We start from the raw sequence: 22844 nt of genomic DNA, 5'->3' as shown, positions 1-22844 counted from the left end.
CAATTGATATAATTCATGCAGGTCAAACAGGCTTTCTTGTCGTATAATAGTCATAGGGAGTCTTCCTCCAGTCTTAGAGTTTGTTTGGTCACTTACTCATTTCGACTTGTTAGGGAGGTACTCCTTTTTATGTGTCTTAAACCCCTTGAAGCTCTAAGGAGTTAATTTATGAAATTGATTCGGATGTTTATGGTTTAACTTTCTTGGATGCTTTCACATGATGGTATGGAGACGGATTTACAATAACGGATACATATACTAGATTTTGAGAAAAGGAGGTCCCTGAAATGAATATATCATCGCGCGTAAAAAAAGAACAAAATTCAAATCGGATACTTACTCTTTTCTCGATTATTGGATGGTTTCTAATCCTATATAGCCTGATTCAATTTAATCCATCGGGTAATGATATTTGGACACCGCTTGTTCTTGTCATTTTCTTGCTTGTAACGAAACTTTTCCCAATTCCCGTTTGGAGAGGGGTGTCATCTCTTAGCTTTCCACTTGTATACACGATAGTAATTCTTTATGGAATTTGGTCAGGAATTTTAATTTGTTCCGTTGTAAGTTTGATCGTAAACATATTCGTAAAAAGACCACAAAGGGCTGTTTGGTTTAACCCAGCTCAGCTTTCCATTTCCCTTTGTTCAGCTTATTTTCTAACCTTTTGGGCCATAAGATATTTAGATGTGTATCTTACTGGAAATTTAGTTTTTAATTTTTCACATGCAGCGCTTTTCATAGTAACTTTTTATCTTATAAATAACCTCTTAAATGACATTATATTATGGCTTCGTCCTCACCCTTATCGTTGGGTTGATTGGAAGGAGAAGACAGCTCAAGAAAGCATTATTGTACTCGTTTCTTATTGTTACATCGGAACAATGTTTGTTCTCGGCAGTCAAAATCGTGGCGTAGTCGATGTCTTCTCCTATTTATTCTTTTTCTCGCCACTCGTTGCATTAGCGATCATTAGTGCAATCATCAGTCGATTGAAGAGAGAAAAGAATCGTTTGAAAGCTTTGTTCTCGATCACAAGAGAGCTGAATCGGAAACTAGCTTCAGCCGATTGGTCTGATAACGTCGAGCTGTCCTTACAAGAATTTATACCAACCGATGCGCTGTTACTTATGGTTAAGGAAGAGAACGAATGGTCGTCGTTGATAAAGGTCGGGGGAATCAGTTCAAAACCAGAACAATTAATTGACCATGGATGGTTTGAAGAACTAGAAGAATCATACCACTATTCGTTTGGTAAGCAACTCCCTTCCGAGTTGAAAAGGCTTGTGCACCCATCCATCTGTTCAGTCGTTGTTACGCCACTTCGGATCGAAGAAGAAGTCTTAGGTGTGATTGTGGTTGGGAAAACAACAAACCAATCGTATCAGGTAAGTGATTTGCAGTTTATCTCAACCCTGTCCAATCAGGTTGCAGTTATTTTAAAAACAAGAATGCTTTATTCTGAACGGGAAAAGAGAGTCTTGTTAGAAGAACGAAATCGAATTGCCCGCGAAATTCATGATGGTATAGCACAAACGCTTGCTGGTGCCATTATGAAGCTTGAAACATCTAACCGAATTTTAGGTACGAATAAAGATCAATCCGGGAAACTTGTTGAGGATAGTATAATGAAATTAAGAGATAGTTTATCGGAAGTTAGGGAGTCTATCTATGCATTGCGACCATATCCAACTGTAAAAGAAGGATTTAAGCAAGCCATTCAATCCAAAATTAATGAAATCATTCATCTATATCAAATTCCTATTGCCCTTCAAGTACGTGGAAACATAAGAACATTGCCTTCTCATATTGAAAAAAATTCTTTTGAGATTTTGTCTGAGGCACTTCATAACGCAGGTAAGCATTCAAACGCTTCTGAATTGAAGGTTGTTTTAAAATATGGAAGTAACGCGTTGATTTTGAAGGTGAAAGATAACGGTAAAGGATTCCAGTTATACGATGCGCTTGTTAAAGCAAAAGCAGACGCCCATTATGGCATTCTTAATATGAACGAATTAGCTGAGCAGATCGATGCTTCTTTACGTATAAACAGTGTTGCAGAGCGTGGAACAGAAATTTTGCTGATTGTACCTTTATCCCAAGAAAATGAAAGGATGTTATCACATGATTAAAGTAATACTTGTCGATGACCATGCCGTTTTACGAGATGGGTTGAAAAATATTATTGCCATTGAGGAAAATATTGCTGTCGTTGGAGAGCTGACGTGCGGAAAGGAGATTATTGAAACCATCGAAGCAGCGAAACCTGATGTTATATTGATGGATATTAATTTACCTGACATATGTGGAATTGAATTAACAGAACAGGTTAAACGTCATTATCCAGATTGCAAGGTACTTATATTAACAATGTATAAGCATGAAGAATACTTTCTAGCTGCTCTTAAAGCCGGAGCAGATGGCTACATATTGAAAGATGCCCCTTCAGATGAAGTTATTGATGCGATTTACGCTGTTGCTCGCGGTGAGTCGATTCTTCATCCCAGTATGGCGAAAAAACTAGTAGATTACCATCATAAAAAAAACGATCCTAACAAGAAATCAAATGATCTCACTGCCCGGGAGAAAGATGTTTTAATATGTCTTGTCGAGGGGTTGAGTAATAAGGAGATTGCAGAAAGGCTCTACATTAGTGACAAAACAGTTAAGATTCATGTAAGTAATATGTTTAAGAAACTAAATGTCAAAAGCCGCTCTCAGGCGATTATCTATGCGGTGCAGAACCAGATAGTAACGTTACCTTAAGATAAAAAGTTGACAGGTTTTTAACAGATCAAACATGAATAAATTAGAGGGGTGGGTCTTAACTTAGGATCATCACCCTCTATTTGTTCCAATGTCCTTCTTACTCTTTGTACTTGCACCTCCCCATGTATTTGATATGATATTAGTAGTTATACCTTATTCCGTTGAATTCTATAGGGTTTGATTAGTCAACATTTAATTCGGGTATAACAGATGTAGAACGCTATATGAAGTTACTTTTACTAGGAAACGAAGAGATTGAGAGTACATAATCGTGAAAGGAGTTTTTGACTTGGCAAAACATGAAATACCTACCGAACTCACACCCGAGCTTGTCGAATTTTTTAAAGGGGAAAAGCTGGTTAACATCGCTACCGTTGATGCAGAATCAGGTGCGCCCAACGTAAATGCGATCTCTTGGGTGAAAAGTGCTGACGAGAAGAGGATCCGATTTTCCGTCACGACAAATTCTCGAATCGTAGACAACATTAAGAAGAACCCTGCTGTGGTCCTTAATATTATTGGTTTAGAAACAGTTTATTCGATTCAGGGTAAAGCAGACATACTTCAAGAAGCTATGGAAGGCGTTAATATGAAGCTAGCTAAAATAGAAGTAAATGTTGAGGCCGTGTTTGAAAGTATGTTCTGGGGAGCGAAAGTTACTCAAGACCCTGAATACGTGAAAACGTATAATCTTGAAAAGGCAAAAGCTCTTGACGAGCAGGTATATGCAGCATTGATGAAATAATGGTGATAAAGGAGTGATGCTTTTGCTCACTCCTTTATTCACACGTTAAGAAAGTATAAAAAATACTTTCTATAGTATAAGCGCAACTAAGGCGATCGCCTGCGCTAAGGCTTGGCGCTAGCCAAGTTTTCTTTATTTTACTTATACATAGTCATGCTTTGTGATATATTAATAGTCATACGAATCGGATTGCAGATGTGTCATGAAGGAGAAAGCTAATGAGTTCGCAATGGGATAAGATAAAGTATTTTTTTACAGAGCTATCGCAAGAAGATATTTTAAGATGGCTAGATGAATATCAGGATCTTGGACCTTTACCAGGGATCCTTTTACCAATGCTTGAAGCGCTCTTCCCAATTCTTCCGTTGTTTCTTTTTGTGGCTGGAAATGCAGCTGCCTACGGATTTTTCTGGGGGGTATTATTTTCATGGATTGGAACAGTTTTAGGATCAGTTATTGTCTTTCATATCGTCCGTAGATTTGGGCAACAGCGTTTTATGAGGTTTATCGCAAAGCATCAGAAAACACAGTCTTTACTAACATGGGTTGAGCGAAAAGGGTTTGGTTTTTTGTTTCTTTTATACTGTTTTCCGTTCACCCCATCAGCATTGATCAACGTTGTTTCCGGGTTATCAAAAATCAATACACTTACATACATGCTTGCAGTAGGTCTAGGAAAGTTGGTAATGGTGTTTTTTATATCATATATAGGGCACGATTTTTTCTCGATTATTCGGGAACCGCTAAAAATGATATTTATAGGATCAGGAATCGTTGCCTTATGGTTGGTAGGTAAAATTTTAGAGCGAAAATTACAAAAACCGCTTAAATCTAAAATGTAAATAAGGGTGCCATTTCCTAATATGAATACATATCGATTAGGCTAAATAGGATATAGGAATAGAAATCCTTTGGGGGGATGAAAGGTGATTACACGTAAGACTCACCAAGAGATAGAGGCAATGCATAAAGCAGGTAAACTTCTTGCCGCCTGTCATAATGAAATTAATAAACGAATACGTCCTGGAGTTACTACCAAGGACATCGATCACTTTGTGGAATCATACTTAAAAATGCACGATGCTTTACCTGAACAAAAGGGCTATCAGGGGTATCAATTTGCAACCTGTGCCTCGGTAAATGATGTGGTCTGTCATGGTTTTCCATCCTCAACTCCCCTTTCAGAAGGTGATATCGTTACAATCGATTTCGTGGTAAACCTTGATGGGTGGTTAGCGGATTCAGCCTGGTCCTATGCTGTTGGTGATGTATCGGCTAAAGGACAGCGTTTGATGAAAACGACAAAAGAAGCGTTATATAGAGGCATTGAGCAAGCAAAAGTCGGTAATCGAATCGGACATATTGCCAATGCTATTGAAACGTTTGCCGTGGCTAAGGGATATTCAGTTGTTCGTGATTTTATTGGGCATGGTATTGGAGATATGATCCATGAGCCACCACATGTTCCGCACTTTGGTCCTATTGAACAAGGACCAGTATTAGAAGAGGGGATGGTGCTTACTATTGAGCCCATGCTGAATTGTGGTACATATCATACTTTTGTTGAAGAGGATGGTTGGACTGCACGGACAATTGACGGAGAGTTGTCTGCTCAATATGAACATACAGTTGCGATTGCAAACCAAGGCCCGATTATCTTAACTGATCAAGATATTTAGCTCAAATCCCTTTCTGATAGTAAAAAATTATAGTTTTAAGGTTACCACAGTGCACGCTAACTGTGGTTTTTTCGTGTTTGATGATAGATAGGAAACGGATTAGCGCTGGAAAAAGCGAGCTAAGTGCCGAACAAGGGGGGCTGAGCGCCGAACGAAGTGGGCTAAGCGCCGGACAAAGTGGGTTAAGCGCCGGACAAAATGAGTTAAGCGCTGGACAAAGTGAGTTTACCGCCGATCTAGCTAGTATAATTCCTCAATTACGTCTAATTTTCTTTTTTCTCGAATAAAGTGTTAATGACTTTGTTTATAGGGAGGTTTCATAAGTATGCCTACAAATCGTAAATATTATCGTCCCTATATTGGACCGTGTGATCCTTGCCCTCCAATACGAGTAAAATCGTATGAAACACCGCCACAACTTTACTTAGGTTTCCAGCCTTATGGATTAAAGCAGTTCGATCCCAGTACTGCGTTAAGAAAGGGGACACTTTGGCCCGCTTTGTATGCACCTTATACGAATCCATATGAGCCTCGAGAGGAGGAGGAATAGGTGAGTAAGACATTATCAGAAGAATTTTACCGTCTAATGGAACAGCTTCAAGAGGTTGATTTTGTACTCGTCGAATTAACTCTCTATCTTGATACCCATCCTGAAGACTATGATGCAATCAAGCAATTTAACGAATTTGCACAGAAAAGCATGGTGCTGAAACAGCAAATTGAAACGAAATATGGCCCATTACAACAATATGGGAATAGTTATTCTGGCTATCCGTGGAATTGGGATCAGCCCCCTTGGCCTTGGCAGATGTGATGTAAGAAAAAAGAATGAATTTATAAGGAGGTTAGAGAAATCGTATGTGGATTTATGAAAAAAAGCTTCAATATCCTGTAAAGGTAAGTAAATGTGATCCAATGATGGCTAAATTTCTGATCGAACAATACGGTGGTGCAGATGGAGAGCTTGCGGCAGCACTACGTTATTTAAATCAACGCTATACAATTCCAGATAAAATAATCGGTCTCCTAACTGATATTGGGACAGAGGAGTTTGCCCATTTAGAAATGATCGCTACAATGGTTTATAAATTAACGAAAGATGCAACGGCAGAAGAAATGAAAGAAGCGGGATTGGGCGCACATTATGCTGACCACGATAAAGCTTTATTTTATCATAATGCCGCCGGAGCACCTTTCACTGCAACCTATATTCAAGCAAAAGGAGATCCGATTACTGATTTGTATGAAGACATCGCTGCTGAGGAAAAAGCAAGAGCTACTTATCAATGGCTTATTAATATGAGTGATGATCCAGATATTATTGACAGCTTAAGTTTTCTACGAGAACGTGAGATTGTCCATTCACAACGTTTCCGTGAAGCAGTAGAAATCCTTAAAGAGGACCAAGGACGTAAGAAAGTCTTCTAATTTACAAAAGGAGCTGACCTAGAGTCAACTCCTTTTTCTTGAGAGGTAAGAAAGTATAAAATTTTGATGCAAAGAGGCAATGTCTAGCTCCAGCGCCCAGCCACTTGGATCACTTCAGTCCCCTTCCGGCGGCAACACACTGATTTACATCATGTGTATTCCCACGCAGGACCAAACAGAGTTTGGTTCGAGCCTCCTCAGTTGCCTTCCAGTTACCTTCGTGGCTACCCAGGGCGCTTGCGCTTTTCTTACTACAAAGCTTTAAGCATTCTCAACTTCATTTTTTTTAGACGAGTTTTCATCCTCTGCTTCCTCGTCAGAATCCAATGTTTGGTTTCTGCCCGAAATAATCCATCCACCTATAGCAATACCTACAAGTACACCATAGAAGGATAACTTCCAGGCTATGCTGTGTGTAAAGCCTTCGGATAATACTGCGATGTCCGGATGAGCTAATGTGTGGGCAACAAGTTTAACCCCTACCCAAGCAACGATCAAGTAAGCAGCAGTTTCCAGTCCCGGACGCTTCTTCAACACTTTAGAAATATAGGTTGCAGCAGTACGGATCAACAATAGTCCGATTAATCCCCCTGTAAAGATGACAAGAAATTGCCCTCCGTCCATTCCGCCTATCTCTGGTAATGGTGTACCGGGTAGTGCGATTGCCAGTGCAACGGCAGCTAAAATTGAATCAACTGCAAAGGCGAGATCAGCAAGTTCCACCTGAACGACTGTTTTCCAGAAACCTTTTGAACTAACCTCTTGTTCCGTTGGTTCTTCCTGTTTTGGCTTGTTTTTATCTCTATATTGTTTATAGATGTGTTTAGCACCGATATAAATTAAATAAGCTGCACCAATCGCTTGGATTTGCCAAACATTGACGAGGTAAGAAATAGCGAATAGTGCCCCGAAACGGAAGATAAAAGCACCGAGTATTCCATAGAAGAGTGCCTTTTTACGTTGTTCCTTCGGGAGGTGTTTGACCATAACGGCCATGACCAATGCATTGTCAGCTGATAATAACCCTTCAAGACCAATCAGGATCAACAGGGTCCATGCATACTCTAGCCATAAAGATTCCATGATCATTCTCCTTTCTCCATCTAAAGTACGTGTTCAAAAAGGAGGATAAAAAGAGCCGTCATATATGAAGTTCAACTAAAGACGTAACGTCCTGTTACAACGTTGAACTGACTCACGTCCTGTGAGCCCGAGGCGTGACAGTCTCGAGGACCACAGCGTATAAGATTAATACGTGAGGACCGGAGAGACCGAACAACGAAGAAATACGACAGCTATTTTTACCGGACTTTTTGAACAACCACTAAAAAAAGACTTGGTCCCGAATGGATCAAGTCTAAATAGAAAAAGACCTTTACCATTCGAGGCAAAGGTCTTGCTAACAACGTATCGTTGCCAATAAAGCCGAGAGGGATTTCCTCTGAAATGACGACTTTATTGTAAAAGCTACTCCCCTTTGAAATTCTACGGTTAGTATACATAGCAACTGGCTTGTCTGTCAACAAAATTATCTTTGCCTTTATGTTCATTGATTGTTTGAAAGGTTGCTATAGGTATAATTACCACAACCTCATAGTAATGAAACATATACAGAAAGATAAAGGTAGTTCATATTCCTGTTTTCAATTGAATCAATTTCATAAATTAGGGCTTGGGTAAGTTCATAACTAAGAAGAGTGGTAGCTGATAACTGCTGATCTGAAACATATCACACAATCTAAAAATAAGGTTTCAATTTGGGGGCATATGCTTTATTTTATTCGGATTTGATAAATAATCAATAACAGAGCTGCTATCACTAGAAACCAAAAACCTGAAATAGGCATAAGTATGGAAGATATTACACCATATAATAAAATTCCCCAAACTAGAAAAGCTGGAATTGTATAACCTTGTCGAATACTCCATATAAGATAACCACCCAATAAAGCAGATGGAATACATAAGCTTCCAATCGAAGTCCAAAAATTTCGCTGAAACACAATGTTGCGACTTTCCCAAGGTGGGACAACTGAGTTCCAGAAGCCGGACAGTATAAACTGTTTCCACATATTTTGGTCTACAATGATTGACACAATGGTATGAAAAAGACCCATAAAGATCAGCAAACCTCCAGCTAGTTTTGGAAGCCATAAAAGGGAAGTGTTATTTTTATTCATCGCCATGCCCCCTACCGTAAAGTTGAAAACGTGCCAATGACCTAGTGATTTTAGTTTATAATGCTTCAAAATTAGCTACAGACCGTATCAATGCCATTTTAAATCAACAACAAGCTGCATAAAATTAAAAAATTTAAGATAAAACTTAATTCTGCGAGTTTGTGTTTCTTTAAATCATGGAATTATGAAATTGGTTCAATTTATAAAAAATTCTTTAATCTGTTAATCTTGCAATTGTAAGACCATCGCCGATAGGAATCAGAATGCTTTCAAGCCTAGGATGGCTGGAAATCGCTTCATTAAAAGACCTTATCCCTTTCGTATTTGTGTCTTGGAACTTAGAATCCAAAACCTGCATATCCCAAAGCGTATTATCACCGCAAATAATTGCGCCAGAATTAGCTAATTGTATACATAAGTCTAAATAGTTAACATAATTATCTTTATCTGCATCTATAAAAAAGAAATCATAGCACTCTTTTTCCGAAACAAGTGCTTGCAAAGAAGCTAAAGCCGGGCCGATTTTGTAAGAAACCTGATTATTAAATCCGGCCTGATGGACGTGCTCTCGGGCAGCATCAGCATAACTTTCTACGAGTTCAAGTGATGTTAGGTGACCGGCTTTTCCTGTGCCACGTAATAAGCAAATCCCACTGTACCCTCCTAATGCTCCAATTTCTAAAAGTTTTTTAGCCCCGGTCATTTTAACGAGCAATGTAAGCAATTTTCCGGTTTCAGGAGCAACAGAGATGGTTGGCATCCCTCGATCCTCAATGGCCTTCGTGATTTTTGCGTGGTCATCCAAAGCATCTTTCCCAATAAAAACGGACTGGATATATTGTTCAAGCTCCATCCATATCATCCTCTCTGACTATAGAATTATTATTCTCAGTTACGTATTCCAAACTGTCTATTATTATATAACCCAATATCAGTCCAGATAGAAAGTGCAGCTTTATGTTTCCGTATAACAGGGTTGCGAAAGGGATTAGAGTACCCCATGTCATCAGTGTAAAATAATAGGCAGGAAAAAGTAAGATTAATAGCGAAGGAATTCCAAATATGAATAATTTTGCCCAATTGATTTTTACTTTCGAGTTTTTCTTATGCGATTGTGCTGCTTTTGGGATTGCTAATAACGTACCTAGCAGGATTGGAAAGAACAAGGAGTAATAGAAATAGGGAGTGATTAGAAAATTTTCCTCTGCCCTTAATTGGAGGAGTCCCTCTAGTTTAAAGCCAAGCAGTATTACGGCTCCATAAAGAACTAAATGAAGAAGGTACTGTACAGGTTTACGAGTATTCATATTCGGACCTCCATCTATTTTGGTCAGGTGGTGTTTCATTCTGAAGACCTTAACTACCTTTTTATTATAAGACGTTCGTTCTGTTAAAGAAAGCCAAGATGATTATTGTGTCTCTACTGTCGATAAATAGACGGGGAGTTTGGAAGGAGAATTACTTCGTATGAATGAGTGGAGAGAAACATTGAAGACCTTTTTACATAATGATCAATGGGAAGAGGTTATTACTTTCATTGAGAAGGATAAAACAAAACATGCGGGTACAGCGCCAGCACAAGTTAAAAGAAAAGCAATTAAGTTAATTGAATCGACCTATAAGAACGATCAAGCAAAGCGACAGAGGATAACGGTATACCTTGGAACCCATAATAGTCCTACCGCGAAGGAGATCAGCGCCCATCTTCTGCCAGGAATCTATGCGAAAAATCCCAATCGGACCACTAGTTTATTAAAAGTAATTGCGGATGATGACAATTGGGAAGTGAGAGAATGGGCAGCTGGAGCTTGTGGAGAATTATTGGCTAAACAATTTGATGAATTTTATCCCATTTTAATAAAGTGGGTCAAGAGTGATTCGGAAAATGTTCGGCGGGCAGTAGCACTTGCCGTCATGTACGCAAGTAAGGCGTTAAATGTGGATTATGCTGCAAGGCTTATACAAGTAATTGAACCGCTTATGAGAGATTTTTCTGTTTATGTCAAAAAGAATTTAGGGCCATTCGCAATAGGGGATGGCTTGATGAAGCGATATCCAGAACAGGTATTGTCTTGGCTGAAGGGATGTGCAGCGATAGATGATGAACAGGTAAGGTGGAATGTTGCGATGGCATTTTCTACCGCTGCCTCGCGGTCGTATGCTACTGAAGGAAAGGCGATACTGTCTACGCTCGAAAACGATAGTCGGGCTTCGGTTCAACGTTCTGTAAAAAAAGCCCAACACAACCTAGAAAAAGCACCTGCAAAAACAAAAAAGAGGTGATGTTTTGTGAATTCAACGATTGTTCTAAAGTTAAATACGGTAAGAAATGAGGCGCTTACTTATATTGACGAACTAATCCGAGAGAGTTGGAAAGATGAGAATCAAGCAATTGGTTATCCGAGATGTAAGGACCTTTCCGAACTAGTTGCTGAAATTGAGATTTATGAAAATACAATTGAGCATTGTGTTTACACCGTCACTCGAAACGGAGATCGGGTCGGAATGGTTGGTTTTCTGCACAGTCCTGGAGATAGTGAGGGTTATTTAATTGGTCCATTTCTCAATCCAACAATAAATCGAGCTATATGGCTGCCTCGAGTTTTAACCAAATTCATTTCGAAATTGCATAATGATCATCAGCATGTGGATGCTTGTGTGGTTGAGACGAACAACCTTCTATGTGACACGTTGGTCGGGATGAACTGGAAAGAGCTCAACCGACAAACAGAAATGAAATGGGAACTAGGCACTGAAGCTACAACAATCCATGATGACAAGTTTAACTTTTCGGAACTAATCATAAAGGAAAATTCCGCCTTTAATCAAATTGCTGAAGTAATGGGGAATGGACTTGGTTGGGAGAGTCCAAAGACTCGCTTAGTACAGTACCTTGACGAGGCGTATAAAGTCCATTATGTTACGGATCAAACGAATAAAGTTATGGGCGCGGTAATATGGACGATTGTAGGAGGTACTGATTTTGGCAGGCTGGAATACCTTGCAGTGAATCCGGCTGATCGACGAAATGGAATCGGAGCACAGTTGATTCATTATGTTTTTCAGCAAACGGAACGAGCCGGTATTCCAAGACTTTACTTGAGTTTAGATTCAAACAATACAAATGCACTTCGGCTGTATAAAAAGGTTGGATTTAAGGAAACCGTCCGATCTGTCATTTTCCGTAAGCAGCTTTCTGACTAAAAAAGTAAAAAATACAAACAATTTTATAAATGAACAACAAGAAGGAGTTCCAGAAAAATAAGTAGTTCACTTTTGAGGGAGAAACTGTCCTTCAGAGTCCAAATGAAGAACAGTTTTCTAGTGAGTGGACCAATCAGTTGAAGGGGGAGAGACTGTTGATTCGTAAACTTGCAGAAAAAGATCACACTAAAGTCATGGATTTTCTAGGAGAAGAACGTGCACTAAACCTCTTTATTATTGGAGACATTGAAAACTTCGGTTATGAAACTGATTGTTACAGGAAAACATATTTGATTTGAGTAAGAATTCAAGAGAAGGGATTATCGAATCATTGAAAACCAAAAGCGGTCGTACTTTTTATATTAAAGATGAAGGTCGAGCGGTCGCAAGTGCTTCAACAACGGCTGAAAACTCATTGTCGGCAATGGTTGTCGGGGTTTGCACTGACGTGAATCATCGGAACAAAGGGCTTGCTTCCGTTTGTCTCAGCGCTCTGTGTGAACAGTTGTTAGCAGAAGCGAAGTCTCTCTGTCTGTTTTATGATAATCCAGCTGCAGGGTCCATTTACAAACGACTAGGTTTTAAGGATATTGGAATGTGGTCGATGTGGCATAAAGCAGTTGACTAGTTTTATGAATGTATAGCATAGGTGGACTTATTTGTCAGCCTATAGACAGGACAAGGAATTTTATTGTATAATTTAGAAAATTACGACATGAAAAGGAGGTGTTAGGAATGCTTACAGGTTTGTTTCGTATGATGGCATGGTTTACCGTAGAGGCTGCTTCTTTAACATATGATTTTGCGCTCAACGGGAGAGGTATGTCCTTTTTTCCATACGTCAAACAAATCGAATCGTAAGCAAACCTTACCCTCATAACTCCTAATTCAAAACGGATAACCATGGGCAGGTCTAGCTTGCTCATGGTTTTTTATACGTTAAGAAAGATAAACTTAAAGCAGGGAGATTATAATCATGATCGTGTGCTCAGCAAATCAAATTAGCAAAATGTATGCAGGAACGTGGATATTTCAAGAGTTAACTATACACTTACACGAGAAAGAAAGAATAGGACTAATTGGTACAAATGGAAGCGGCAAAACGACTTTATTGAAATGTATCGCAGGGGTAGAAATGATTGATCAAGGAACAATTTCTTACAAGAAAGACATAAAAATCGGAATACTTGATCAGATTCCTGAGGTTAATCATTCTTTTACAGTAGAAGGAGTATTAAAACAATCCTTTCAAGAAGTTTTTGAAATTGAACAGCAGCTAAACCGAGTCACCGAAAAAATGGGGGATCCATCAGAGCAACATCAACTCGAAAAGCTTTATAACCAGTATGCTTTATTACAAGGAATGTTTGAGGATATGAACGGATATGCCGTAGAGTCTAAAATCAATGGTGTTCTACAAGGGCTCGGCCTCGAAGAGTTAAAGACACACACGTTTCAATCATTGAGTGGGGGCGAACAAACAAAAGTAGGTCTTGCCTCGATTTTACTTGAAGAACCAGATTTACTCCTACTTGACGAACCGACGAATCATCTTGATATGGAGGCACTTAGCTGGTTAGAAGAATACTTGAATAATTATAGCGGAACGGTACTCGTTATTTCACATGATCGCTATTTCCTCGATCGAATTACCACGAAAATTGTAAAAATAGAGTCTGGTGCTATTGAGCAATATAAAGGGAATTATTCCAATTTCATAAAGGAGAAAGAAAAACGATTGTTACTAGAATTTCAGGCTTTCCAAGATCAACAGAAGAAAATCAAAAAAATGAAAGAAGCCATCAAGCGGTTGCGTGAATGGGCGATACGAGCTGACAATGCAGCTATGCACAAGAGAGCACGTAATATGGAGCGTGCTCTAGAACGAATGAATAAAATTGATCGACCCCAGCTCGAGCGGAAGACAGCAACTCTAGAGTTTAAAAATACGAAACGTAGCGGAAAGGATGTCATTATAGTTGAGGATGTATGGAAATCGATTGAGGACCGTATCTTATTCTCAGAGATTAACCTATTACTTCAATATCAGGAAAGAGCAGCTATTCTTGGGAAAAACGGGGTCGGAAAGTCGACATTACTTCGGATTATACTTGGTGAACTTCCTCCTGATTATGGAACAATAAAACTAGGTGCATCTGTTAAAGTCGGTTACTTATCACAACAAGGGCTTGTCGGTTATGATGATTGGACCGTAATCGATGCCTATCGTGACATTGCTGAAATCGAGGAAGGCGAAGCAAGACATCGATTGAGTAAATTTCTCTTTTATGGGAGAGAGGTCTTTCAAAATGTAGGGGACTTAAGCGGGGGAGAAAGGACAAGATTGAGGTTAGCACAGCTTATGTCTCAAAATGTGAATTTATTGATTCTTGATGAACCGACAAATCATCTCGATATCGATTCGAGGGAAGTGCTGGAGGAAGCTCTTGAGGACTTTAAAGGTACGATGCTACTCGTTTCTCATGACCGTTATTTCCTTAACAAACTAACCAATCGAATCTTCTGGATTGAGGATGAGGGACTCAACAGCTATCTTGGTAACTATGAAACGGTTAAAGAAAAGCGTATACAACAAATGGGTTAAATAGATTTAGGAATAGCAAGAGTACTTGTATTTATGGTACTTTTGCTACTCTTTTTTCACTAAAAATATAAAATTTTTTTGTTAAAAGCGTACATAGGCGATCAGCAATGCTAAATCTTGGTTTTACTAAGTACTGGGTTAAAATCTTGTCACAATGTAAAGTGGGAAAAATTTCTTTTCGGAAAACCTTGCATAAAGAACAAATGTTCGCATATAATAAAATCAACTTATGAAAAAGCTTACTTCTGAGAGGTGATTCGTTTTGCATAGGTTGCTTACACGTTGTTTCGAAGAAAAGAAAATGATTGAGATCGTCTATTTGTCTTCTGACGGCACAATTACGCAGCGAAGGATATGGATTGTATCAATTAGGAACAACATCCTTACTGGTTATTGTTATTTACGTAAGCAAACGCGTACCTTTCGAATCGACCAGATCCTATCCGCGCGTACTGTCAAGGCTAAACGTCAGTCCGATGTAGGCTAAGGAGGGGATCGATGTGTATGCAACGAAGGAAGAAAGTGCTTTGATCGACCGATATATCCTATACCCGATGGTTTTAACAATATTAGATCGTGACTTGCAAGCGATTCAGCAAGCTCCTTTAAAGTTCACGCAGCCTTATGTTCAATGGATTGAATATAAAATGAAGGAGGTAAGCTTTGCCCTTCACGAAATTCGGAAAGAAATGAAAAGTGAAAATATTAAAGTTTCCCCATTGAGAAGAGTGCAAGATACTTCTGAATATAACGTAATTGTTCGGGGCTATGATGAAGTAATCAAATACTCAAATCTACACCTTCGCAATCAGGCTGAACTTTATCTCCAACGTCTTTTTTTGCCGCGTTAAGAAAGATACTTTCTATAGGGTGAATCTACATGCCTACCAATTTCTACTACCTACAAATCAATGCTAAAACATGAGATAATGAAAGGTATAAATAAGAACGTGTATAAACAGGAGGAGAGTAGCAATGCCCATCCGATTTAAAATAGGCAGAGCAGGAAGTGGAAAGACGACTTCTTGTTTAAATGAAATAAGAGGGCGTTTAAAGAATGAACCTCATGGTAAGCCTCTTATTTTTCTCGTTCCAGATCAAATGACATTCCAAATGGAATATGAATTAATAAAGACGCCTGAACTCGGTGGAATGATCCGGGCGCAGGTCTTCAGTTTTTCACGTCTTGCGCTTAAGATATTGCAGGAGGTCGGCGGACTGACAAGATATCACTTAAATTCAACCGGCATGAATATGCTACTGCGAAAGGTGGTTGAACAGTGTAAAGAAGATCTCCGCCTTTTTCATAAAGCAACAGAACAAACAGGCTTTTATGAACAATTAGAAGAAATGATTAAAGAATTTAAGCGATATTGCTTAACATCGAACGATCTTGTAGAGTTTTCGAAAAACCTTTTTGATGAGAAAGAGGATCGGAAACTTTTAGTAGATAAACTGCATGATGTACATATAATTTATAACCGTTTAGAAGAAATGGTAGCTGGTAAATATATCGATTCAGAGGATTATCTCCAATTGTTTGAACAGAAAATTCCTGATTCAACCTATTTAAAAGACTGTGAGATCTGGGTCGATGGCTTCCATAGCTATACCCCGCAAGAACTTAGTGCGTTAGCTGCTTTAATGCGAAAAGCAAAGAATATGACGATAACCCTAACGCTCGACTATCCTAAAGAGAAAGCACCAACGGACCTTGATTTGTTTCGTATGACAACGACAACGTTACAAAAGATTGAATTGATTGCTCAGGATGCAGGTGTTGAGATTGATTGTTACGAGGTTATTGAAGAATTACAAAGATTTAAAGATTCCCCGTCGATACAACACCTGGAAAATTACTATCATGAAAGACCAGTTGTCCCATTTAACGGTGAAGGTTCTGTCACTTTAAGCGGAGCTGTTAATCGGAGAGCCGAGCTTGAGGGTGTAGCTAGAGACATTCAAGAACTCGTACAAAAGCAAGGGTATCGTTACCGCGATATTGCCATTCTTGTACGAGATGCTTCCGCTTATTCAGATTTGTTGGATTCCATTTTTGTAGATTACGAGATTCCCTACTTTCTGGATCAAAAACGTTCGATGTTACATCATCCATTAGTCGAATGCATTCGTTCAAGTTTAGATGTAATTTTACAAAAATGGCGCTATGATGCCGTGTTTAGGTGCGTAAAAACAGACTTACTTTTTCCATTCGATGAGAACCGGTCTACACGACAGTTTCGTGAACAGGTTGATCAATTAGAAAATTTTGTATTGGCCCATGGGATCCATGGGAAGAAACGGTGGACAAGCAACAAAGACTGGATCTACCGAAAATATCGATCCCTTGACCAATCATTTGGCAACCAAACAGATGATGAACGGAAAAAACAATCGATTCTTAATGACGCAAGACAGATGGTCGCGGACCCGCTCTCAAGGCTTGAACGTGACCTCAAAAACGCTGAAAATGGTAAGCAATTGTGTGAAGCATTATTTTTATTTCTTGAAGGACTTCGAGTACCTTCAAAGCTTGAAGAATGGCGACATCAGGCTGAAAAAGAGGGTGCACTGAGTGTTGCTCGGGAACATGATCAGGTTTGGGGAGCAGTGATTGATTTATTTGAACAAATGGTTGAAATTGTTGGTGAAGAGACGGTTAGTTTAGAACTGTTTAGTAAAATGCTTGATACTGGGTTAGAGTCAATGAAGTTTGCTTTAGTTCCACCATCACTTGACCAAGTTTTGATTGGAAGCTTAGACCGTTCTAGGTTGTATAATGTCAAATGTAGTTTCATTGTTGGTGTAAACGATGGTGTATTGCCCGCAAAACCGAGGGAAGATGGGATCTTTTCTGAGGACGATCGAGAAAGGCTGCTGGAACAAGGGGTAGATCTCGCTCCTACAGCGAGACAAACATTGCTTGATGAACCATTTTTAATTTATATGGCCTTGAGCAGTGCTTCTGAATATTTGTATGTATCTTATCCCCTTGCAGATGAGGAAGGAAAATCACTCGTCCCTTCTATACTATTAAACCAATTGAAGGAGCTGTTACCTGACCTGAAGGAACGCTTACTTATGTTAGAGCCCGGTGATGGAGAGGAACAAGATGAACGGTTTATCGTCAGACCTGCACGTACATTGTCTTATTTAACCGTTCAGCTTCGCCAGTGGCAAAAAGGGTATCCAGTATCATCGATATGGTGGAATGTGTACAACTGGTTTGTGGAGGACGAGCATTGGTCTGAAACGGCTAAGCGGACCGTTCATAGTCTTTTCTATGTCAACAAAGCCGAACGTCTTCCAAGAAAGACAAGCCAAGAATTATATGGCAACCATCTAAAAGCAAGTGTATCACGAATGGAAAGACATCAATCATGCCCTTTTTCCCATTTTGCAAGTTATGGATTAAAGCTTGAGGAACGTCCATTATTTCGATTGGAGGCACCGGATATTGGTCAACTTTTCCATGCGGCTCTTAATGATGTCGCCGATTACCTGAACCAGCGGGACATCGACTGGAAAGAGCTTTCTGCAACAGACTGCTATCGAATCGCAGCGGAAATGGTTGAACGATTAGCACCTATGCTTCAAAGTCAAATCTTATTGAGTACAAATCGCTACAACTATATTAAACGAAAATTGAAAAATGTTGTAGGACGAGCGTCTTATGTACTAAGTCAACAGGCTAAGGCAAGTGGGTTTTCACCAGTAGGTCTCGAACTTGGATTCGGTATGGGCGATCAATTACCACCTTTAAAATATACACTGCAAAATGGAGCCACTATGGAGGTAGTGGGTAGGATTGACCGAGTCGATGCTGCAGAAAGCAGCGATGGACTATTGCTGCGTGTTATTGATTATAAATCCAGTCAAAAGGGATTGAATCTAGTAGAAGTTTATTACGGGATAGCCTTGCAAATGCTTACATATTTAGATGTTGTTCTGACCTATTCAGATACTTGGTTGGGAAAAGCTGCAAAACCGGCAGGTGTCCTATACTTCCATGTGCACGATCCGATTCACTCGTCGAAAAAGCTACTTACTCTTGATGAAATTGAAAAGCAGTTGTTTAAGAAATTTAAGATGAAAGGCCTTGTACTTGAGGATGAGGAAGTCGTTGAGTTGATGGACAATACGATTGATAGTCATTCAAACATCATTCCTGTTTCTAGAAAGAAAGGTGGAGGGTTTCAAAGACGATCCTCAATCATCAGCCATGATCAATTTGATGATGTTCGTTCATACGTACGCTCTATGATCGGTAGGATCGGTACAGAAATCACAGATGGGAAAATTGATATATCACCGTATGAAATTCAAAAACGTACGCCCTGCACATTTTGCTCGTATCGTTCTGTATGTCAATTTGATGCAACACTTGATGAAAATAATTATCGCATTTTAAAAAATGTCAAGGACGAAGAAGCGTTTGAACAAATACGAGAGAAGGGGGGCCAAAATGATGCGCAAGGTAATTCCTAAACCGATGGATGCACAGTGGACAGATGAGCAATGGCATGCGATTACTGCAAGAGGTGAAGATATTCTAGTAGCAGCTGCAGCGGGATCAGGAAAAACCGCTGTACTAGTGGAACGAATTGTACGGCGAATTACAGAAAATAACGGAATTGACGTGGATCGATTATTGATTGTAACGTTCACAAATGCTGCTGCTGCAGAGATGAGGAAACGGATTGGCCTAGCACTTGAAAAGGCATTAGCAGAAGAGCCTGGATCCCTTCATCTAAGAAGACAGCTTACGTTGTTGAACCGAGCGTCCATTTCCACCTTGCATTCCTTTTGTATTGAAGTACTTCGTAAATATTATTTCAAAATTGATCTCGATCCAAATTTCCGGGTAGCAGATGATACCGAAGCGGAGTTGATACGTCAGGACGTTCTCGAAGATCTACTTGAGCTGGAGTATGGAAAAGAAGATAATGACACATTTTTTGATCTCGTTGATCGTTTCAGTAATGACCGAGGGGACGACGAAATACAAAGAATGATCCTACGGCTATTTAACTTTTCAAGAAGCTATCCATGGCCAGATCAATGGCTACACCAGATGGCTGGGAAATATGAACAGAGTAACACAGTACAATCCATTGATGAACTATCATGGACGTCGGATTTGATCTTTGATGTACAGCTTCAATTAAGGGGCATGATTGAATTATTAGAACAAGCGAAAAAGTGGGCACTCCTACCAAACGGACCAGGACCCTATTATGACAACCTACTCGCTGATGAACAAGTGCTTCATTCTTTGACAAAAGCATCCCACAAGTCATGGTCAAGCCTATATGAACAATTTCAGTCGGTATCTTTCGGGCGACTTAGGGCATGTAAAGGCGATGAGTACGACGATCGGTTAAAAGATAAAGTAAAGTCAGTTCGTGATAAAGTCAAAAAGCAGGTAACCGGACTCCAAGAAGAGCTGTTCAGTAGATCCCCTGAATCCTATATTGAACATTTACGTGAGCTTGCTCCAGTTATGAAAACGTTAGTTGGACTTGTTCAGAGATTTGCACAACAATTCCAAACAGCTAAAAAAGAAAAAGGGCTGGTTGATTTCTCCGACCTTGAACACCTTTGCCTTGAGGTACTCACTAATGAATCGTCTTTACTTGATAACCTTGTCCCATCAGAAGCTGCAAAGGAGTACCGACAGAAATTTATTGAGGTACTGGTAGATGAGTATCAAGATACAAATCTCGTTCAAGAATCAATCGTCCAGCTTGTAACAAAGGAACCCGAAGATGGCGCAAACCTATTCATGGTTGGAGATGTGAAACAAAGTATTTATCGTTTTAGACTAGCTGAACCTACGTTATTTCTTGAAAAGTACAAACGTTTCTACAGGTCAGATCCCGGTGAGGGTGTGCGGATTGATCTCTCCCGGAATTTTAGAAGCCGTAGAGAAGTGTTGGATAGTACCAACTTTTTGTTCAAGCAGATCATGAACGAAACCGTTGGGGAAATAGAGTACGACGAGGCAGCACGACTAAGGCTTGGCGCGAGTTTTCCTGAGAGTACTCAAACTTCAACAGAGCTTGTATTGATTGATCGAAGCACAGACGATGAATTCGAAGAGGACAGTGAAGAAATTGAAAACATTGAAGCTATTCAATTAGAAGCTCGTTGGATGGGAAGTCGGATACAGGATTTGATCGGTCAAAACGATACTCGGGAGTCATTTCAGATTTACGATAATAAACTCCAACAATATCGTTCTATTCAATACCGTGATATCGTTATTCTGTTACGTTCTACATCAAATGCGGCACCAACGATTTTAGAGGAGTTCAAGAAACAAGGAATCCCATCATACGCGGATTTATCCACTGGATATTTTGAAGCGGTGGAAGTGTCTGTCATGATTTCATTGCTGAAGGTTATCGATAACCCTCATCAAGACATACCACTTGCTTCCGTTTTACGTTCACCGATCATTTCGTTGTCTGGAGAGGAATTAGCAGAACTCCGTATTTCGAATAAAAGAGGAACCTTCTACGACTCACTGAACTCCTATTTGAAAATAGGAGATAATAAGCATTCAACTTACCAAAATATTGATCGGTTTTGCCGTAATTTACAGAGGTGGAGAACAAGAGCAAGACAAGGGGACCTTTCTGATCTTATATGGCAAATATACAGAGAAACAGGGTATTACGACTATGTCGGAGGTATGCCAGGTGGTCAACAGCGTCAGGCAAACCTTCGCGCTCTTTACGATCGAGCTAGGCAATATGAGAACACTTCATTTCGTGGATTGTTCCGTTTTCTTCGCTTTATTGATCGTATGAAAGATCAGGGTAAGGATTTAGGTACTGCAAGAGCACTCGGGGAACAAGAAGATGTAGTAAGAATCATGACCATCCATAAAAGCAAGGGACTAGAATTTCCAGTCGTTATGGTCGCCAATTTAAACAAACAGTTTAACGAGATGGATCTCAAAGGATCCTTTTTACTCCATAAAGAAATTGGCTTTGGTGCAAAGTACATGAACCCCGAATTGCGGGTTAGCTATCCAACGCTTCCTCAATTATCGATTCAGAAACGATTAAGAATGGAAATGATTGCAGAGGAAATGAGAATTCTGTATGTAGCACTTACACGAGCTAAAGAAAAGCTATTATTGATCGGGGCTGTTAAAGATTTAAGTAAGAAACTACAAGCATGGGAGTATATGGTTTCACGACTAGGCTGGTTGTTACCAGATTATGAACGTGCTTCCGCGAGATCTTATCTTGATTGGATTGGTCCTGCAGTCATTCGACATCCGCAAATGGAGATGTTGAGGGAAAAGGCTGGTGCAGGAGAGGTTGCCGATCCTGAATTTTTGGATACTCAAGACAACTGGCAGGTAACACTCTTATCAGCTCGTGAAATTGTTGAAGCAGAAAATATCAATCAGATTGAACAGCTTGACCGTCTTCACCAGATAAAGGATTGGAGGACAGTAGAAAGTGACTCAAGTGCTGATGTAGATGAAGCATTAGCGTGGAAGTATCCGTACCAGGCTTCGAGAAAACATATGTCTAAACAATCCGTTACAGAGCTGAAACGAAACCAAGATACAAGAGATGAGTATGGTGATACATCCTTTGTACGCCAATTTCGCAACCCGATTGGAGATCGACCGAGCTTCTTGCAGGAAAAATCTATGACCGCAGCAGAACGCGGGACTGCGATGCATCTTGTTATGCAGCATTTAACCGATACGAAGACCGTAACCAAAGGGTTGATCAATGAAAAAGTGGCCTGGATGATTCACCAAGAGCTAATTACTGAAGAACAGTCTAACGTAATTGATACAGAGTCAATTGTGCGATTTTTTCAGACTGATATCGGTAAAAGACTTCAAAATGCAAATTACGTCCAACGTGAAGTTCCTTTTAGTATGTCATTGCCAGCGGAAAAGGCTTATAAAGACTGGCAAGGTCGTGAAGGAGAGCATGTTTTAGTGCAGGGGGTTATAGATTGCGTTATTGAAGAGGATGATGGATTTATTTTATTGGATTATAAGACGGACTCCATTACGAACCGGTTTGATGGCGGGTATGAGAAGGCGATCCCAACTTTAGAAAAAAGGTATACACTTCAATTAAATTTATACGCACAAGCGATAGAACAAATTTGGAAGAAGCCTTGTAAAGAAAAGTATCTGTACTTCTTTGATGGTGGACATGTCTTAAAACTTTTGTGAAAAGGGAGGGGTATTC

General features: G+C 39.7%; 20 protein-coding genes and 1 pseudogene. 17 read left to right on the top strand and 4 right to left on the bottom strand.

The window, feature by feature from the left end:
• Window positions 1–287 precede the first annotated feature (287 nt).
• The 8 genes from NON16_RS11855 to NON16_RS11820 all read left to right on the top strand — a co-directional run bounded on the left by NON16_RS11855 (window position 288) and on the right by NON16_RS11820 (window position 6621).
• Window positions 288–2132 (top strand): GAF domain-containing sensor histidine kinase, encoded by a 1845-nt coding sequence (locus tag NON16_RS11855; protein ID WP_257349259.1) that lies wholly within the window; start codon window positions 288–290, stop codon window positions 2130–2132.
• Window positions 2125–2766 carry a response regulator gene (locus NON16_RS11850; protein WP_257349258.1) on the top strand — a complete coding sequence of 214 codons (642 nt, stop codon included), beginning with the start codon at window positions 2125–2127 and terminating at the stop codon, window positions 2764–2766. Before NON16_RS11855 ends, NON16_RS11850 begins: the two co-directional genes overlap by 8 nt.
• Window positions 2767–3058: 292 nt before the next feature.
• Entirely contained in the window at window positions 3059–3514 is a 456-nt protein-coding gene (locus tag NON16_RS11845) for a pyridoxamine 5'-phosphate oxidase family protein (RefSeq protein WP_257349257.1), read from the top strand.
• A 218-nt stretch (window positions 3515–3732) separates the two neighbouring features.
• The gene (locus tag NON16_RS11840) at window positions 3733–4356 is read left to right on the top strand and encodes a TVP38/TMEM64 family protein (protein ID WP_257349256.1); all 624 of its coding nucleotides are present in this window, start codon (window positions 3733–3735) and stop codon (window positions 4354–4356) included.
• Between the two features lie 84 nt (window positions 4357–4440).
• On the top strand, window positions 4441–5193 hold the full coding sequence (map, locus tag NON16_RS11835; protein ID WP_257349255.1) for a type I methionyl aminopeptidase: 753 nt from the start codon (window positions 4441–4443) through the stop codon (window positions 5191–5193).
• A 325-nt stretch (window positions 5194–5518) separates the two neighbouring features.
• Complete coding sequence (locus tag NON16_RS11830; RefSeq protein WP_257349254.1) at window positions 5519–5743, top strand: spore coat associated protein CotJA; 225 nt, start codon at window positions 5519–5521, stop codon at window positions 5741–5743.
• Between the two features lie 36 nt (window positions 5744–5779).
• Window positions 5780–6007, top strand: coding sequence for a spore coat protein CotJB (locus NON16_RS11825; protein WP_372508796.1), 228 nt, complete (start codon window positions 5780–5782; stop codon window positions 6005–6007).
• Window positions 6008–6051: 44 nt separating this feature from the next.
• The gene (locus tag NON16_RS11820) at window positions 6052–6621 is read left to right on the top strand and encodes a manganese catalase family protein (protein WP_257349251.1); all 570 of its coding nucleotides are present in this window, start codon (window positions 6052–6054) and stop codon (window positions 6619–6621) included.
• A 261-nt stretch (window positions 6622–6882) separates the two neighbouring features.
• Here the strand turns inward: NON16_RS11820 and NON16_RS11815 are convergent, their stop codons facing one another.
• The 4 genes from NON16_RS11815 to NON16_RS11800 form a co-directional block, all read right to left on the bottom strand.
• Window positions 6883–7704 (bottom strand): TerC family protein, encoded by an 822-nt coding sequence (locus tag NON16_RS11815; RefSeq protein ID WP_257349250.1) that lies wholly within the window; start codon window positions 7702–7704, stop codon window positions 6883–6885.
• A 689-nt stretch (window positions 7705–8393) separates the two neighbouring features.
• Window positions 8394–8801 (bottom strand): DUF6463 family protein, encoded by a 408-nt coding sequence (locus NON16_RS11810; protein ID WP_257349249.1) that lies wholly within the window; start codon window positions 8799–8801, stop codon window positions 8394–8396.
• Between the two features lie 214 nt (window positions 8802–9015).
• Window positions 9016–9654: an O-methyltransferase gene (locus NON16_RS11805; RefSeq protein WP_257349248.1), complete on the bottom strand. Its 639-nt coding sequence runs from the start codon at window positions 9652–9654 to the stop codon at window positions 9016–9018.
• The gene (locus NON16_RS11800; protein WP_257349247.1) at window positions 9644–10108 is read right to left on the bottom strand and encodes a hypothetical protein; all 465 of its coding nucleotides are present in this window, start codon (window positions 10106–10108) and stop codon (window positions 9644–9646) included. Before NON16_RS11800 ends, NON16_RS11805 begins: the two co-directional genes overlap by 11 nt.
• Before the next feature lie 160 nt (window positions 10109–10268).
• Here NON16_RS11800 and NON16_RS11795 point away from each other — a divergent pair, with 160 nt between their 5' ends.
• The 9 genes and pseudogenes from NON16_RS11795 to addA all read left to right on the top strand — a co-directional run bounded on the left by NON16_RS11795 (window position 10269) and on the right by addA (window position 22828).
• Window positions 10269–11084, top strand: coding sequence for a HEAT repeat domain-containing protein (locus NON16_RS11795; RefSeq protein WP_257349245.1), 816 nt, complete (start codon window positions 10269–10271; stop codon window positions 11082–11084).
• Window positions 11085–11090: 6 nt separating this feature from the next.
• Window positions 11091–12005 carry a GNAT family N-acetyltransferase gene (locus tag NON16_RS11790; protein ID WP_257349243.1) on the top strand — a complete coding sequence of 305 codons (915 nt, stop codon included), beginning with the start codon at window positions 11091–11093 and terminating at the stop codon, window positions 12003–12005.
• 155 nt (window positions 12006–12160) lie between these two features.
• A pseudogene (locus NON16_RS11785) lies at window positions 12161–12633 on the top strand (GNAT family N-acetyltransferase).
• 107 nt (window positions 12634–12740) lie between these two features.
• Window positions 12741–12866 (top strand): hypothetical protein, encoded by a 126-nt coding sequence (locus tag NON16_RS11780; RefSeq protein ID WP_257349242.1) that lies wholly within the window; start codon window positions 12741–12743, stop codon window positions 12864–12866.
• Between the two features lie 115 nt (window positions 12867–12981).
• Entirely contained in the window at window positions 12982–14610 is a 1629-nt protein-coding gene (abc-f, locus tag NON16_RS11775) for a ribosomal protection-like ABC-F family protein (RefSeq protein WP_257349240.1), read from the top strand.
• A gap of 262 nt (window positions 14611–14872) precedes the next feature.
• Window positions 14873–15097, top strand: coding sequence for a WYL domain-containing protein (locus NON16_RS25660; RefSeq protein ID WP_372508794.1), 225 nt, complete (start codon window positions 14873–14875; stop codon window positions 15095–15097).
• Between the two features lie 13 nt (window positions 15098–15110).
• The gene (locus tag NON16_RS11770) at window positions 15111–15461 is read left to right on the top strand and encodes a YhjD family protein (RefSeq protein ID WP_257349239.1); all 351 of its coding nucleotides are present in this window, start codon (window positions 15111–15113) and stop codon (window positions 15459–15461) included.
• Window positions 15462–15585: 124 nt separating this feature from the next.
• Window positions 15586–19098 (top strand): helicase-exonuclease AddAB subunit AddB, encoded by a 3513-nt coding sequence (addB, locus tag NON16_RS11765; RefSeq protein ID WP_257349237.1) that lies wholly within the window; start codon window positions 15586–15588, stop codon window positions 19096–19098.
• Window positions 19076–22828, top strand: coding sequence for a helicase-exonuclease AddAB subunit AddA (gene addA, locus NON16_RS11760; RefSeq protein ID WP_257349236.1), 3753 nt, complete (start codon window positions 19076–19078; stop codon window positions 22826–22828). The genes addB and addA overlap by 23 nt, the downstream gene beginning before the upstream one ends.
• Window positions 22829–22844 lie beyond the last annotated feature (16 nt).

The sequence above is a fragment of the Pseudalkalibacillus decolorationis genome (assembly GCF_024609785.1).
Classification (GTDB): Bacteria; Bacillota; Bacilli; order Bacillales; family Fictibacillaceae; genus Pseudalkalibacillus; species Pseudalkalibacillus decolorationis.
The sequence above is the reverse complement of the archived record's forward strand: the minus strand, read 5'-3'. Positions and strand labels throughout refer to the sequence as shown.